The organism is Terriglobales bacterium (genome assembly GCA_035567895.1).
Classification (GTDB): Bacteria; Acidobacteriota; Terriglobia; order Terriglobales; family Acidobacteriaceae; genus Gp1-AA112.
The window spans coordinates 79,497-94,525 of record DATMPC010000091.1; the positions used below are offsets into that span (position 1 = coordinate 79,497).

Genomic DNA, 15,029 nt, shown 5'->3' on the forward strand with positions numbered 1-15,029 from the left:
ATGGCGGAAAACATTTATCAATGGCCCGATGCAAGTAAGCGCAAGCTGATCGGCAAGCGGATGAATCGCGTCGATGGCCCGGCGAAGTCGTCGGGGCGCGCCAAGTACACGTATGACCTTGTTCGCCCCAACATGCTCTATGGCGACAGCGTGAAGTCCCCGTATGCTCACGCCCGTGTGAAGAGCATCGATACCTCGGCAGCCGAGAAGATGCCTGGGGTGAAAGCCGTGCACATTATTCACGGCCCTAGCGATGGCGCCAAGGGCGAAGTCTTCTGGGCTGGAACCGACATCGTTGCCGTAGCCGCTGTCGACGAGCCGACCGCACGTGATGCCGTTCGTGCGATCAAAGTCGAATACGAGCAGCTTCCCCACCTCGTCTTGAACGACAAAGAGCCGAACCTTGGCGAGGCTGAGAAGAGCGACTTGTACAAAGTCGCCTCGAAGGAAACCGTCGGCGATCCGACTTCAGCCTTTCAACAGTCTGAAGTCACGCATGAAGGCTATTACGGCTCACCGGTGATCACGCATTGCTGTCTGGAAACGCACGGCAGTATTGCCGAATGGCCTGATCCCGATCACCTATTCCTTCACATCTCCACGCAGAACGTACCTGGGATCGGCGAGCAGGTGGCCAAAGCCGTCGATATGCCCGCTGCAAACGTTCATGTGCATCAGGATCACGTTGGTGGCGGATTCGGTAGCAAGCTCGGTCTGGATCCCTGGGGAGTCGCAGCAGCCCAGCTCTCAAAGAAAGCCGGCGGCGTTCCGGTAAAGATGATGCTCAACCGCGCGACCGAATTGGAAACCGCCGGTTGTCGTCCTTCGGCTTACGCACGTGTGAAGGTTGGCGCAAAGAAGGACGGAACGCTTCTCGCGTGGGATTCTTACGCGTGGGGATCAGGTGGGCCTGGTGCTCCTGGGTCGCTGGCTATTCCCTACGTGTGGAAGGTTCCGAATCAGCAGAAACAATACGTTGGTGTGGTGAACCACATTGGTCCGGCGCGCGCCTGGCGGGCACCGAACCATCCGCAGATGTGCGTGATCACCATGGGTGCGCTCGACGATCTCGCCGCCAAGCTGGGAATGGACACCTTCGACTTCGTAAAGAAGAACATCGACCTACTCGACCCGCGCTCCAAGATCTACTCCGAAGAGCTCGATGCTGCCAACGAGCTTATGCAGTGGAAGGCACGCTGGCATCCGCGCGGCGATAAGACTGCTGGTCCGGTAAAGCAAGGAATGGGTTTGGCTCTACACACATGGGGCGGACGCGGTCACACCAGTAACTGCGATCTTTTGATTCATCCCGATGGCTCGGTCGAGATCAAAATGGGAACCCAGGATATCGGGACGGGAACGCGAACGTCGATTCTGGCCGTAGCCTCAGATACGCTTGGAATCCCCATGGAAGGGATCAATCTGCTGATCGGCGATAACCAATATCCGCCCGACAGCGCCTCGGGCGGCAGTAGCACGATCGGCGGCGTGAGTTCAGCGACCTTCCGTGCCGCTACCGACGCCAGGAACCAACTCCTGGCCAAAGTCGCTCCGGCTCTGAACGCCCAGCCGAATGAACTGGAAGTAGTTGACGGGCGCGTGCGTGTTGCCGGCAATCCAAGCCGCAGCCTCAGCTGGAAGGAAGCGTGTTCTAAATTGGGAGCGCAGACGCTCACCGTCAGGGGAAAGAATCCTGGCGAAGGCGATCTCATCAACAGCGGTGTTGGCGGCGTGCAGATGGCCGATGTCTCGGTCGATACTGAAACCGGGATTGTCAAAATCAACAAGATGGTCGCTATTCAGGATTGCGGTCTTGTGATCAGCCCCAAGCAGGCGGAAAGCCAGGTTCTGGGCGCGCTGATCATGGGTGTGAGTTATGCGCTGTACGAAGAGAAGGTCATGGATCAGACCACTGGCACGATGCTCAACACCAACATGGATAACTATCGTCTCGCCGGACTCGGAGACGTCGGAGAGCTGGTGGTGAAACTGATGACCGGCCCGGGCTACGACGAGCGTGGCGTGATCGGCATCGGTGAACCGCCGACGGTTTCGCCCGGCGCGGCGATCTCGAACGCCGTGGCAAATGCCATCGGAGTACGCGTTCCCTACCTGCCGCTTACGCCGGAGCGCGTTCTAGCGGCGCTTGAGGGCGCCCAGTCAGAAGGAGGCCGCGCATGAGAGCCTTCGAATACACCAGTCCTAAACAGAAACAACAGGCTGTCGGATTGCTCGGGCAGAAATGGGATGACGCCGAGGTCCTCGCCGGAGGAAGCGATCTGCTTGCGCTGATGAAGGACGATATCGTCCATCCCAAGCGCCTGGTCAACGTGAAAGATCTCCAGGAGCTGCGTGGCATCAGCTTCACGCCCGCAAGGGGATTGCGCATCGGGTCCCTGATGACTCTGATCGAAATCTCCGAGAACGCGCAGGTGAAGGAGCGCTATCCGATGCTCGCTCACGCTGCCGGCGATGCCGCGAGTCCGCAGATTCGTAATGTGGCTACGATCGGCGGGAACATGTGCCAGCGTCCCAGATGCTGGTGGTACCGGAGTGGATTTGGCCTGCTCGCCATGGGCCCGAACGGAAAATCGCTCGTGCTCGATGGCGACAACCGTCATCACGCGATCCTCGGGAACGACGGGCCAGCGTACTTCGTTAGCCCTTCAACGGTTGCGCCCGCGTTGATCGCTTACAACGCGCGCATTCGGCTCTTTGGTCCAAAAGGGCCGCGCGAGGTTCCCCTCGAGAAGTTCTTTGTAATTCCCAAGACGGAAGCTGAGCGCGAACACGATCTTCGTCCCAATGAGATCGTCACAGATTTGATCGTACCGGCGCCTCCGGCCGGTGTGAAGGCCTCGCACTACGAAGTCCGGCAGAAGGTCGCATTCGATTGGCCTTACGCCACGGCCTCAGTGGTTCTCGACATGAACGGAGACACCGTTCGTTCGGCTCGCGTAGTGATGAGTCACGTAGCACCGATTCCCTGGGTCTCAAACGAAGCCGCACAGGCTGTCGCCGGAAAGGCGATCTCCGAAGAGACGGCCGATGCCGCCGGAGCTGCAGCCGTGGCCAATGCCAAGAGCCTGGGCCAAAACAAGCACAAGATCAAACTCGCTCGCGTAGCGGTAAAGCGCGCGCTGCTTCAGGCTGCCAAAGGAGGACAGGCATGATTGTCAATGATTTCGAGCGTTTTAACACGAATCATCCAGATCTCTGTCCCTCGCTGCGCTGGAAGAGGATTTACCTGAATGTGGAACCCGATCCAACCGTGCCACCCGCGAACGATGGGAATTTTTGGTGCGTGCACACGCAGACGTGCATTGGGCCGGATGGACAGGTGGCGGAACCGGGCAATTGTCGCGGACATCGTCCGTGTCATGGCACGGGCAAGTGTGGGTAGTTCTTTATTCAGGAGATTTGTTGCGGCAGGCACACTTAACAAGTGTCATCCTGAGCCCCTCTTTTGGGCGAAGGATCTCCCGCGATGCGTCAGGTGTAATTTGCACCGTCCTGGCACTTTCACGAAAATAGTCGTGTAAGAGCCGGAATACGGCAAAGAATCTTAGACATTCCGGAAGATCCTTCGCCAACAGAAGGCTCAGGATGACAGTTTTAGAGGGTTCGTGCGATGGCGGAAGCACCGAAAAATCTCGTCACGCATCAAAAACAAAGTGTAGGAGTACGCAATGCGTAATTTGATCAGACTTCTCATCACAATCACGGCATTAGGCGCCTTTGCCTTCGCAAGTCAAGCACAGAAGATTACCGGCGACTACCTCGAAAGCCGCAGCGCGGACGTGTATGTGGCGCAATGCTTCGCCAATGGTGAAGTTGGACTCGTCGGCGATCAGGCGCTGCTCGCCTGGCATGTTCGCAATGGAAGCTGGGACGGACAGAAGCTCGATGGGCTCACTGTGATAGCTGCCGTCAAGGCCAATGCAACGCTCGGCGATCCGTATGCGAATCCGTATCCGGCTAAGTCCGTCATGCTGGTTGATGAGCAGGCAACCCCGGCTCAGCGAGATGCGCTGGTTGCGTTCGCTCAGCATATGAGCGGAAAGCTCACCTCGACGGTGCTCCGCGTAATCCCAACGACAATTGAGATGAATGTACTGCGCGACCATTCTCACCACGGTGAGGCAACGCTTCGCGCCGGAACCTTCGCTGAAATCCAGACTCGTGCGCTGAATGAAGGCGATCACACATGCGGCGCTGAGACTACTTATTACCCGCCGTTGACGAAGCTAGAGCATTCGATGGCTGCCGTTGCGATGACGGATGAATATCAAGGTCCCGGATTGGGCGTGGATTGGGATCGTCACGGCAAGCGCAGCGCTTTCGTTGGCAGTTTCGCTGAATGAGTCCTCAGAGTCCCGCCCGGCGGGATTCCGAGTTCCCTTCATCGTCCCATTTTGACTCAGGTGTTTTTCGTGGCGGAAACCGTTGACACCTGCGTAGAAGCTGTCCTATAGTGCAGTTCGATAACCGTCATGCAAACACTCCGATTTACCGGCTTCTTTACATACCGCTACTGGTTTTTTACGAGTAGCGGCTCCGGTGAAGCGCGTGCATGCAGACGAATTTAGAGTTTTAATCGTTTAGCAATCATCAGCAGAAACACCGAAGGCCGCGACTCCAGAGTCGCGGCTTTTGCATTCTGCGGAGATTCCAAGGAGACGGGCAGTGATCATCAACATGGCAGAAGGCGCAACCGAAGCCGAAATTCAGCACGTAATCGACAACGTAGTGCTCTGCGGCTACCAACCTCACGTAATTCGCGGAACCGAGCGAACAATCGTCGCAGCCGTCGGCAGCGGCGGAAACCGCACACTTCTCGAAGCACTGAAGGTAGCTCCTGGCGTGGAAGACGCTATTCCCATCGCGCATCCATTCAAGCTGGTGAGTCGGCAGGTGCGTCGAGAGCCTAGCGTAGTGGAAGTTGCCGGCGTGAAGATTGGCGGTGAAGAAATAGTTGTAATTGCCGGACCTTGCTCGGTCGAATCGCGAGAGCAACTGCTCGACACAGCAGTCGCGGTGAAGAACGCTGGCGCTCGCATGCTGCGTGGCGGAGCGTACAAGCCGCGCACATCTCCTTATGACTTCCAAGGTTTAGGCATCGAAGCGTTGAAGATTCTCACCGAGGCGCGCGAGCTGACAGGTCTTCCTGTCGTTACCGAGGTGATGAGCACCGAAGACGTTGATCTGATTGCCGAACATGCGGACGTGCTTCAAGTTGGTGCTCGCAACATGCAGAACTTCGCCCTGCTGCGGCGCCTCGCGAAGGTGGATCGTCCCATTCTGCTGAAGCGCGGTCCATCAGCCACGGTGAAAGAATGGCTGCTGGCAGCCGAGTATCTGCTCTCTGGTGGAAACTCTCAGGTCATTCTTTGTGAGCGTGGGATCAAGACGTTCGAAACCGAGTTGCGCAACACGATTGACCTAGCTGCGATTGCTCTGGCAAAGGAACTCTCGCATTTGCCGGTGATCGCCGATCCTTCCCACGGAACCGGCCGCAGAAGTCTGATCAGTGCAGTCTCGAGAGCGGCAATTGCAGTCGGCGCAGATGGGTTGATTGTTGAGGTACACCCTTGTCCTGAGCGTGCCTTGTCTGATGGTCCTCAATCTCTCGACTTGCAAGGCTTTGCTGCGATGATTCGGGGATTGTCGGAGCCACTACGGCGCGTAGCTCCGTTGGAAATGCCAGCTTCTGCTTAGAGACAGGACTCAGTTGGTTCGCAGCGATTGATGCGCAACTTCGACAAAGGCCGTAGCCGCTCGTGGCAGAGTGCGGTCCTTGCGGTACACCAACCCAAGCTCCCGCTTGAGCTTGAGGTCCTTGATTGGGATCAAGCGAAGGCGTCCGGCAATCACGTCGTCCTGGGCAAAACTGGTGCTGATCACCGAAGCCCCAAAACCCGTGGCAACGAACTGCTTGATAAGGGTAATGCTGCCCAATTCCATCGAGATGCGCAGGCTGTCGCGGAAGGGATTGAAGATGCGTTCCAGGACCTGCCGCGTCGATCCTGTCTTAGGAAAGATAAGCGGCACCTCAGCAACTTCTGCCAGCGTGACGACTTTCTTGCTTGCGAGCGGATGGCTGGCTTGAATGACCAGCTGCAATTCGTCGCTGAACATACGCACGACGCGTAGCGCCGTGCTCTTCACGGGCAGCGTGACGATTCCCACGTCGACCGCCCCCGCTTCGATCTTCTCGATGATCTTGCGACTGAAATTCCGGTACACGCTGATCCGCACCGATGGATACTTGCCATGGAAACGTTCAAACACTTTGGGCAGGACGTAGAGGAACGTCGCCTCGTTGGCGCCAATCGAGAGTACGCCACGCGTTTCCTGTGACGCGTGTGACAACGCATTCCTCGACTCATCGTGGAGGCGCAGCAGACTCTGGGCATACTGCAGGAGGATTTCACCAGCAGGCGTCAGGCGCACAGTCTTTCCTGAACGATCAAACAACCGTTGCTGATAGTCATCTTCAAGTTGACGAATCTGCGCGCTGACCGCCGGCTGCGAGCGAAACACCTTCGCCGCAGCGCGCGAAAAGTTGCCCTCTTTCGCCACTTCGACGAATGTCTTGAGGTGATCTAAATCCAATCCTGGTAATCCATTCACGGCTTCACTTTATGCTCTTCTCGATTACACAGTGCAACATCCTGTTTCTCCCAATAAGAAAAATCAATTCTCATGATTGATTTCTCTGATATTGCTAGAACATGTGGATGTGGAGGAAAGAAGCAATCATGCGAAAGCTCGTCACAATTATCGCCATTTTATTCTGCGCAATCGCTACGCTGCCTGCACAGGATGTTCAAAGCACCTCAAGGGTCGCGTCATCAGATGCCCGAGAGGCTCAACACGCCAATACAGATCCAAACAATGTCACAGCTGATCTCTCAAAAATGCAGGTCTTGCTTGGCCAGATGCAGAGGAATGTGGCGTTCGTCTCTGCCGGCGACACGCCGCTAAAGCATCAGTTCCAACTGGAGATCGAAATGTGGCAGCTCCTGCTCCGCGACATGGAAAAGAAACTCAGCACACAGGAGAATGTCCCAGCGAAATGATCAGAATTCGAAGGTGACGAAGCGCGCGCGCTCGTCTCCCACATTCTTGAACTGGTGTCGCCCTGCGCTGATCCATACCGCATCTCCGGACTTCACGTGCAGCACCGGCTTCTCACGAAGATCAGAATCCTGACTCGCCAAATCAGTCAGACTGACATCCGTAACCGCAACCAGAAGCATATCGTCACGCAAGGCGGCAGCTCGAAAAGACTCGCCAACACCCAGTAACGTTCCTGCAAGTGTCACTTCGCCGAGGCTCACGGCCCACAAAGGTTCCAAGTGAGTCGCACCCTTGCATCCGCAGACAGTTCTTGCAGTGCTTCCGGAACATTCACATCCACTCGAGACAAGTCCTCGTGGCTTCAGCGCAACCATGACCCCACGAAAATCTGTCGCACCTGTATTGGTTACAAGGCTGGTCTCGAAGCTTGAGAAGAAACGCGTGTCGCCAGCTTGCATCCGAAGATCCACCTTCCACTGTTGGCGAGCGAAGGCAACTGTGGAATCCGTAAGTGAGAGCCAGAATGTGTCATGGGCGGATTGAAATGTGGAGGCGGAAGCACGCGCAGGTAAATTCAGCTCGTAAACCGCAACTACGTCGTTTTCGAACCTGGTACGGTACTGTCCCGATTCCGGTGACTGACCCAAGGCGAGAGTTGACGCCAGCGCAAAGACCACCGCAGACCACCGGATCACAATTGCCCCACTGCGTTTACGAGTTTACGCACATCGTCTTCTTTCACGACGATTCGTTCATGTTCACCTGGAATCCTGTGCCCAATCGATACTTTCTCATTGTGAAACCGCATAGGACCAGGAATCGTGCTCCGCAAACCCGCGTGAACCTCTCTTACCCCAGTTTCCTGCAATATCCGCCGAACATTTGCGGGCCTGATCCCTCCAGCGGCGATGATCTTGATTCGATTTCCGGCGATACGAACAAGACTCGCAATACGCTTCGAGCCTTCAATCGCACTCGCTTCTCCGCCCGACGTGAGCACCCGGTCCACGCCGCTAGAGATCAGGTCTTCGAGAGCGTTCTCGAGGTTGCTGCAAACATCAAAGGCGCGATGAAAAGTAACCGACAGAGGGCGAGACGCCTCTACCATCTGACGAGTCCGCTCGACGTCGACCGTTCCATCAACATTGACGAATCCGAACACCACTCCGTTAGCGCCTGAGCGCTTAGCCATATTGATGTCGCGACGCATGACCTCTGATTCAAGTTCTGAATAGTGAAAATCGCCTCCACGAGGCCGAATCATGACATGCAAATCCTTAACGAGCTTCTCTCGTAGGATTGTGATCAAGCCCTCACTGGGAGTCACGCCACCTTCAATGGGATTGCTGAACAACTCCACACGATCGGCTCCGCCAACCTGAGCGGCGATTGCCGATTCGACACTGTGCACCGCAATTTCGACAATGGTTCGGGTCGTCACAAACATTTGCGGTTCAGATTTGGGATAGTAACTTCGTGTAACTTTCGTAACGCGGCGATGTTACCGGCTATTCCTAATTTGCCACCAAAAAGTTAGTAACTTCGCGTAAATCCGCTCGCCGTGTTCCGAATTCGCCTGTAAACTCATTTTGGAATTGGCCATACAACTCAAGAATGATTGTCCAGAGTAGCAGGCAGCTGCTATTTTTCTGGGATGGACTTTTTGAGTTTTATTGGTACAATTTCCCCTTCCCGAATCGGGAGTTAGGAGACGCTGTTGGACACAGAACAGATTCTTGAAGCACTGAGGGCCGAACGTCAGCGTATCGACAAGGCCATCGCTGCACTCGGAGGGAGTTCTCGAACGGGACGAAGCGCCCAGGGACGCCGAGGGCCGCGGCACATGAGTGCAGAAGCACGTAAACGCATTTCAGAAGCACAGAAGCGGCGCTGGGCAGCACAGCGCAAGAAATCAAAATCTTAAGAAAACATCAGGAAAAATTACACTATGGCCAAATCATCGAAAAAGAAAGCTTCAGCTTCGCGCAAAGGCGGAGCTGGAAAGATTGTTCCTCTCGCCACTCTAGAGAAACAAGCCATTCAGAACGCCTTGAAAGTCGTCAACGACGATAAGCTCAAAGCCGCCCGCCTGCTTGGCATCGGCAAGACAACTCTGTATCGCAAGCTGAAAGAGTACGGCTGGTAATAGTAGATACCTATTCGTGCCGCAGCGCAGTCATCGGATCCAATTTCGTAGATTTTCGCCCCGGCACGTAGCATGCGAACAAGGCCAGGACACCAAGCAGGAGCGGGGCTCCGACGATTATCAACGGATCGGAGCTGCTCCTGCTGTTCACGTTTCCCACTGTGGATGAAACCGCCGCAAGGCCTCGTTCTGCCAAAATTGCCAGTGTTGTCCCTATAAGGATGCCAGTCAGCAGCAGCGCTGAAGCCTCCTTGAGGACAAGTGTAAGGACGTCCTGGCTGCGGGCGCCGAGGGCCGCGCAGCGCGATATCTCGCGGTAGCGCTGACTTACAGAATAAGCTGCCAATCCCGCCAGTCTTACCACGGCGCGAATTACCCATTAATGTAATTAGCCCGTTGGTCCATGCCGCGATTAGAGTGGGGGCTTAACTGATCAAGATGCTCTTGCATCGTGGGGGCATTAGGCTGCAACAAGAGCAAGATAGCTCGACAAAGTTAGATTTCTCTTCTCTTATTGCGGTGGAGGAGCAGTCGATGAAGGAGCAGGTTGCCCATCGATGGTTTTAGGTTCCATGAGCTCGACACGAGTGCCGTCGGGGTCGAACAGGTTAGCCTGTCGCTTACGATTCTTGCCAACCTGCGTCTTGATCTCGCGTCCATACAGCTTGCGTGCCGGTCTCTTTTCCAGATCCTGCACGGCTTTTTCTATATCGGGAACTTCGAGTGACAAGTGATTCTTCACACCGCGCTCCTGAGCAGACGGCGTGCCCGTATACAGCATGAATTCCACGTAGTCGTCGCCGTCGGGCACTCGCACGTTCACCCAGCTCAGTTGCGTGCCGTTCGAACTGCCCCGCCAGAATTCCTGGAACCCGAGCAGATCGCGATAAAACTTCATCGACGCTTCCAGGTCGCGAACTAGAAAGCCGACATGCATGATGCGGCTCGATATGCGACTGGTCGGAGCAAACTTATCCTGATTCCTGCCGGTCAGGCTGTCCGGAAGATATTGAACGATCTCGACCGTGTGTCCGTCTGGATCCTGAATCGTGAAGTTGTAATTTCCGGTCTTCCCTTTCGCTACTGTTGCTGGAACTTTGATCCCGTGTTCAGCTAGGTAGTCGCGCATTTGCTCAGCATTGTCGGTGTAGACCGCGACGTGATTGAGTTGGCCGTCTTCCTTCGGAGGATCGGTAAACAGCTCGACATACTGTTTGTCATTAATTTTGACAAACGCAATTCGGATTGATCCGTCGTCCCGCTTGAGAGTGAATGGCTCCTGATATCCCAGGAAATCTTCGTAGAAAGTACGCGCCTTCGCGAGGTCGCTCGTGAAGAGAGCGATGTGAGCAACCCCGAGAATTCGCGGGCGTTGCGTCGCCGTTTGGGCAGGAAGCGTCGTGACGAGCAAGAGAATGAGAACGAATCGGATGGGGTTCATACAATGAAAACCGTCTTAGAATGTCCCCCGCCGAAGCCACACTGCTGTTCGGCAGCGCATTCAGATTCGACAATATATCGTGTAATGCGAACTCTCACTGGAGGCTTAATGATGAACCGTCGCGAACTGTGCTCGCTGTTACCTCTTCTGGCTGTAACCAAATCCTGGGCTGCAGACGACCAGACGCTCTCTTCCCGCACATGGCCGTTTGACGAATTGCAGGCCAAGACCAGCGGAGGACACACTACACGCCCCGTCACCAACGGCAAGATTTCAACGGGGGAGCACGTGGAGGCGCATGAAACCACGCTCGACCCCGGCGAGATGCCCCACGCGCCACACCGCCATGCCCACAGCGAGTTCTGGCTCATTCGCGAGGGTACGGTCGAATTGACCATCAATGGACAAACACATCGGCTAGGACCGGGTGGAGTAGGACTGGCAACAGGCAATGATCTGCACGGCATAAAGAACGTCGGAACTACTCCGGCAAACTATTTCGTAGTGGCCGTCGGGAACATGGGTTGAGGGGTCATGGATTTCGAATGAACGCAAGGCAGCTACGAACGCAAGTAGCTGCCATTCTTCTCGGATATCGCGTCTGACACCAGCTTTTGCAGTCACCAGAGAGTGTTACCTCCCACGTGAGTGATTTGCTTGCCTGTTCTCTCTGCCTGATAACGATTCCGTGAAGTTTTCCTAAATCGATTTTTTCGTGTGTCTTGACAGTGGTCATAAGGCTCGTACAACATGCTCGACCACCCCACACAACCCTGTTTCGCGGTACAAAACGGGCCAGGAGGAGCGATGGTCAGCAAGATGAGAGCCTGTACAGTTTTGATGTTTGCAGCGTGCGCACTGTCAATCACGACTGTTCAATTGTTAGGACAAGCCGTGAACGGCACACTGTTGGGTACCTTGACCGATTCATCCGGCGCGGTCGTGCCCGCAGCACAAGTCACCATTACCGAAACCGGAACTGGCATTCCTCACTCAACCCAGAGCAATGCGAGCGGCAATTACGTCTTCCCGAACCTTCCACCCGGCTCATATACCCTCGTTGCCGAGGCACGCGGTTTTAAGAAGCAGAGCAGGCCAGACGTCCGACTGGACGTGAATAGTACCGTGCGCGTGGACATGACGATGCAGCCCGGCGCCGTGACGGAAACGGTGGAAGTAACGGGGGCGATCGCGCCGCTGAAAACCGATCGCGCGGATGTGAGCCAAAACATCGAGACCGCGCAACTACAGCAATTGCCCATTGGTGGAGCAAACCGCAACTTCCAGAGCTTACTTGCACTGGTGCCGGGTACGGTAAAGCCGCATCGGGATCATTCCGACTTCTTCAATGCGCAAGACACGCTCTCGACTGAGGTGAATGGTCAATCGCGCGAGTTTAATCAGCTGGCAATCGAAGGGGTCAACGACGATGAGCGTACGGGCTTGCTGCAGATTTACGTGCCGCCATCAGAGGCGATCGAGACCGTCGACGTGACCACCAGCAACTATTCTGCAGAGTTCGGACGGGCAGGAGGCGCCGTTACGAACGTAATTTTGAAATCTGGGACCAATAACTTTCACGGCTCACTGTACGAATACAACCGCGTGAGCGCTCTCCAGGCGCGCACGTATTTCCAGCGTACCGCCGCTGGTCCCAGCCCGATCGCGCGCACTACCTTCAACTACTACGGGGGAACGATCGGTGGGCCAATTATCAAGGACAAGACGTTCTTCTTCTTTGACCTGCTGCGCATCGACGACATTCGCGGGCAGTTTCAACTCGGCACCTTGCCCACAGACGCCTTCCGCAACGGCGACGTAACGGCAGCTATTACTGCGGGTAAGGCGAATATTTACGATCCATTTACAGGGGCCGCTAATGGTACGGGCCGCCAGCAGATCTTCGCTACTTCGGCTCCCGGTGTTGCCACGATTCAAGGTCGCAATGGGCTGGTGGACGCGTTTAATCCTGCCTGCAAAGCGGGTACTTGTAACAACATTATTCCGCTGGCTTTGATGGATCCGATATCGCTTAAGATCCTTGCGTTGGTACCGCATGCGGGCAACAGCCTGAGCAACAACTATCAGCAGAACACGCAATTTAGGAAAAACAGCACTTCGTTTGACGCCAAGATTGATCACAACTTTAGTGAGAAGGACCGCCTGGCCTTCCGTTTCAGCCGCGCTACGCAGAATCCCTTTCAGCAGCCAATTTTCGGTCTCGCAGGCGGATTTGCAAATGGCGGGTTCCAAGGTCAGGGAAACCAAACTGAGGAAAGCGGCGCTATCAATGAGACACACATCTTTTCGCCCACGTTGGTAATGGAGACTCGCGGCGGGATCAGCCATTACCGCAATACGACCATTACTCCCGATCACGGATCAACTGCAACCACAGACCTCGGCATTCCCGGGGCGAACCTTGACGCTTTTACCAGCGGTCTAACACAAATTGAAATCCAAAATGGTTTTTCCAATCCTTTTGTCGGATACTCTGCCTCCCAGCCTTGGGATCGTGGAGAGACAAACATCAATGTTGTGAACACATGGACGAAGATCAGCGGCAATCACACCTTCAAGTGGGGAGCGGATATCCGAAGACTGCGCGATGATTTGGTACAGGCGCAGACCTTTGGCCCACGTGGTCACTATGTGTTCGGTACCGGCACTACCTCTCTTAATGGGGGCACTGGCAGCGCCACACTGGCGAACAACTTCGCTGCATTCTTGATTGATGCTCCAACACAGACCGGGAGGGACATTTCCCTCGTCTCGGGTGCTTGGAGAGAGACGGAAGCCTTCTTCTTCGGTCAGGATACCTGGCATGCCACAAGCAAATTGACCATCGACGCTGGGCTACGCTGGGAGTTGTATTTGCCAGCGACTCCGAGTCATGCCGGGCGGTACTCCAACTACGATCCTTCGATCAATCGGCTGGTAATTGCCGGTGTCGCCGGCAATCCGTCAAACCTTGGCCGAGAGACTTACTACAAGTACTTCGCGCCGCGGCTTGGGGTCGCATACAGAGTCAATGAAAAAACGGTTGTGCGTGCAGGCTTCGGAATCAGTTATGAGCCCTTCACGAATAATCAATACGCGTTCAACTTCCCCGTCCGCCAGAACCAGGGCACGAGTCAAATCAACAGTTTTGCTCTTCCCACTTTCAGCAACGGGTTGCTGGGTGTATTCCCAAATGGATTTCCAGCGCCGAGCGCTGTCGCGATTGCGACTGACGGAACCGTCACCCCGAGCAACGGCGATCCTTACAATGTGGTCGACAAACACTTCCAGCAGCCATACGTTGAGTCGTACAACTTCTCCATTCAGCAATCGCTGCCCGGCAACTTCGTTCTCGATTTGGCATATGTAGGCAATCACGGCGTCAAGATTCCGGTTGGATTTAACGTGAATGCCGCCACTACTCCTGCAGTCGTGAACGGTGCGCTAACGAACACCTGCACCGTAGAACCGCTGTGCGTACAGTTTGGCCGTACGGCGGCAACCACGTTCCTGTTCAAGCCCACAGTCTCGAACTACAACTCGTTGCAGGCGAGACTTGACCACAAGTTTAAGGGTGGGTTCCTGCTCACCACCTCGTATACGTGGGCAAAAGCGCTAGCCTATCGCTCGGATATGAACGCTGATGACGGGGGACCGGATAACTACATCGACTTTCAACGCAACTATTCGGAAACGAGCCGCAGTCGGAGACACACGTTTGTTCAGAGTTACGTGTACGAGCTGCCTTTCGGAAAAAACAAGCACTTCCTCAATTCTGGCCCGGCCAGTTGGATTCTGGGCGGATGGGGCGTGACCGGCGTGCTCACCCGGATGAGTGGTGCGCCGCTTCACTTCACGGCAAACGGAAACAACCTCAATGCGCCTGGATCCACACAGTATCCGGTTCAGATTGCTCCATTCCACGTGCTGGGGGGCATCGACACCAACTTGTGGTTCGATACTTCTGCGTTCTGCCAGCCGGCTGGCACAAACGCGAATCCAAACTGCCCAGTGGTTGCCAACGGAGTACTCGGCAACATGCGGCGCTACCAGTTCTCCGGCCCGGGATTCTTCAATCTCGATGCAGCAGTGTTTCGTAACTTCCCCGTAGGGGAAAGAATGGGATTTGAGTTCCGAGCCGAGGCCTTTAGCGTGACCAACACTCCACACTTCAATAACCCTGACACGAGCTTCACTTCTTCAACTTTTGGACGCATAACCGGAACTGGATCGGTGAACAACCAGAACGTTGGGGACGGAAACCGCACCGTGGAGTTGAGCGCAAGATTCACATTCTGACCGTACGGGCCGGATCAGCATCCAAACTGATCCGGCCTGTTTTTTCGCCGCAAAGAATTT

At 55.3% G+C, this 15,029-nt stretch carries 14 protein-coding genes; 9 read left to right on the forward strand and 5 right to left on the reverse strand.

Features of this window, described 5'->3' with window-relative positions; translation table 11 throughout:
* From VNX88_19510 to aroF, 5 genes are all read left to right on the forward strand, one after another.
* On the forward strand, positions 1 to 2,181 hold the full coding sequence (locus tag VNX88_19510; protein HWY70865.1) for a xanthine dehydrogenase family protein molybdopterin-binding subunit: 2,181 nt from the start codon (positions 1 to 3) through the stop codon (positions 2,179 to 2,181).
* On the forward strand, positions 2,178 to 3,173 hold the full coding sequence (locus tag VNX88_19515; protein HWY70866.1) for an FAD binding domain-containing protein: 996 nt from the start codon (positions 2,178 to 2,180) through the stop codon (positions 3,171 to 3,173). The genes VNX88_19510 and VNX88_19515 overlap by 4 nt, the downstream gene beginning before the upstream one ends.
* Positions 3,170 to 3,403, forward strand: coding sequence for a hypothetical protein (locus VNX88_19520; GenBank protein HWY70867.1), 234 nt, complete (start codon positions 3,170 to 3,172; stop codon positions 3,401 to 3,403). Before VNX88_19515 ends, VNX88_19520 begins: the two co-directional genes overlap by 4 nt.
* 286 nt (positions 3,404 to 3,689) lie before the next feature.
* Positions 3,690 to 4,364 carry a DUF1326 domain-containing protein gene (locus VNX88_19525; protein HWY70868.1) on the forward strand — a complete coding sequence of 225 codons (675 nt, stop codon included), beginning with the start codon at positions 3,690 to 3,692 and terminating at the stop codon, positions 4,362 to 4,364.
* 322 nt (positions 4,365 to 4,686) lie between these two features.
* Positions 4,687 to 5,718, forward strand: coding sequence for a 3-deoxy-7-phosphoheptulonate synthase (gene aroF / locus VNX88_19530; protein HWY70869.1), 1,032 nt, complete (start codon positions 4,687 to 4,689; stop codon positions 5,716 to 5,718).
* A 9-nt stretch (positions 5,719 to 5,727) separates the two neighbouring features.
* Here aroF and VNX88_19535 read toward each other — a convergent pair whose 3' ends face one another.
* Entirely contained in the window at positions 5,728 to 6,615 is an 888-nt protein-coding gene (locus tag VNX88_19535) for a LysR family transcriptional regulator (GenBank protein ID HWY70870.1), read from the reverse strand.
* Between the two features lie 146 nt (positions 6,616 to 6,761).
* Here VNX88_19535 and VNX88_19540 point away from each other — a divergent pair, with 146 nt between their 5' ends.
* Complete coding sequence (locus tag VNX88_19540) at positions 6,762 to 7,082, forward strand: hypothetical protein (GenBank protein ID HWY70871.1); 321 nt, start codon at positions 6,762 to 6,764, stop codon at positions 7,080 to 7,082.
* Here VNX88_19540 and VNX88_19545 read toward each other — a convergent pair whose 3' ends face one another.
* Together VNX88_19545 and VNX88_19550 are read right to left on the reverse strand one after the other, a co-directional pair.
* On the reverse strand, positions 7,083 to 7,778 hold the full coding sequence (locus tag VNX88_19545) for a hypothetical protein (protein ID HWY70872.1): 696 nt from the start codon (positions 7,776 to 7,778) through the stop codon (positions 7,083 to 7,085). It abuts the gene before it with no gap.
* Positions 7,775 to 8,530, reverse strand: coding sequence for a copper homeostasis protein CutC (locus VNX88_19550; protein HWY70873.1), 756 nt, complete (start codon positions 8,528 to 8,530; stop codon positions 7,775 to 7,777). Before VNX88_19550 ends, VNX88_19545 begins: the two co-directional genes overlap by 4 nt.
* Before the next feature lie 501 nt (positions 8,531 to 9,031).
* Between VNX88_19550 and VNX88_19555 the strand changes: the two genes are divergently transcribed.
* Complete coding sequence (locus tag VNX88_19555; protein HWY70874.1) at positions 9,032 to 9,229, forward strand: helix-turn-helix domain-containing protein; 198 nt, start codon at positions 9,032 to 9,034, stop codon at positions 9,227 to 9,229.
* A 10-nt stretch (positions 9,230 to 9,239) separates the two neighbouring features.
* On the opposite strand, the gene VNX88_19560 is transcribed toward VNX88_19555, so the two are convergent.
* Both VNX88_19560 and VNX88_19565 read right to left on the reverse strand, forming a co-directional pair.
* On the reverse strand, positions 9,240 to 9,593 hold the full coding sequence (locus VNX88_19560; GenBank protein ID HWY70875.1) for an FtsX-like permease family protein: 354 nt from the start codon (positions 9,591 to 9,593) through the stop codon (positions 9,240 to 9,242).
* Positions 9,594 to 9,740: 147 nt separating this feature from the next.
* Positions 9,741 to 10,670, reverse strand: a complete 930-nt coding sequence (locus VNX88_19565; protein HWY70876.1) for a VOC family protein — start codon at positions 10,668 to 10,670, stop codon at positions 9,741 to 9,743.
* Between the two features lie 108 nt (positions 10,671 to 10,778).
* Here VNX88_19565 and VNX88_19570 point away from each other — a divergent pair, with 108 nt between their 5' ends.
* On the forward strand, positions 10,779 to 11,198 hold the full coding sequence (locus VNX88_19570; protein HWY70877.1) for a cupin domain-containing protein: 420 nt from the start codon (positions 10,779 to 10,781) through the stop codon (positions 11,196 to 11,198).
* Between the two features lie 291 nt (positions 11,199 to 11,489).
* On the forward strand, positions 11,490 to 14,969 hold the full coding sequence (locus tag VNX88_19575; GenBank protein HWY70878.1) for a TonB-dependent receptor: 3,480 nt from the start codon (positions 11,490 to 11,492) through the stop codon (positions 14,967 to 14,969).
* Positions 14,970 to 15,029: the final 60 nt, after the last annotated feature.

What these genes read in the sequence shown, in the direction of transcription:
- VNX88_19575 (HWY70878.1), top strand. Translation starts at nt 11,490, where the DNA reads ATGAGAGCCTGTACAGTTTTGATGTTTGCAGCGTGCGCACTGTCAATC.
- VNX88_19565 (HWY70876.1), bottom strand. Translation starts at nt 10,670, where the DNA reads ATGAACCCCATCCGATTCGTTCTCATTCTCTTGCTCGTCACGACGCTT.
- VNX88_19550 (HWY70873.1), bottom strand. Translation starts at nt 8,530, where the DNA reads ATGTTTGTGACGACCCGAACCATTGTCGAAATTGCGGTGCACAGTGTC.
- VNX88_19525 (HWY70868.1), top strand. Translation starts at nt 3,690, where the DNA reads ATGCGTAATTTGATCAGACTTCTCATCACAATCACGGCATTAGGCGCC.
- VNX88_19515 (HWY70866.1), top strand. Translation starts at nt 2,178, where the DNA reads ATGAGAGCCTTCGAATACACCAGTCCTAAACAGAAACAACAGGCTGTC.
- VNX88_19510 (HWY70865.1), top strand. Translation starts at nt 1, where the DNA reads ATGGCGGAAAACATTTATCAATGGCCCGATGCAAGTAAGCGCAAGCTG.
- VNX88_19520 (HWY70867.1), top strand. Translation starts at nt 3,170, where the DNA reads ATGATTGTCAATGATTTCGAGCGTTTTAACACGAATCATCCAGATCTC.
- VNX88_19555 (HWY70874.1), top strand. Translation starts at nt 9,032, where the DNA reads ATGGCCAAATCATCGAAAAAGAAAGCTTCAGCTTCGCGCAAAGGCGGA.
- VNX88_19540 (HWY70871.1), top strand. Translation starts at nt 6,762, where the DNA reads ATGCGAAAGCTCGTCACAATTATCGCCATTTTATTCTGCGCAATCGCT.
- VNX88_19570 (HWY70877.1), top strand. Translation starts at nt 10,779, where the DNA reads ATGATGAACCGTCGCGAACTGTGCTCGCTGTTACCTCTTCTGGCTGTA.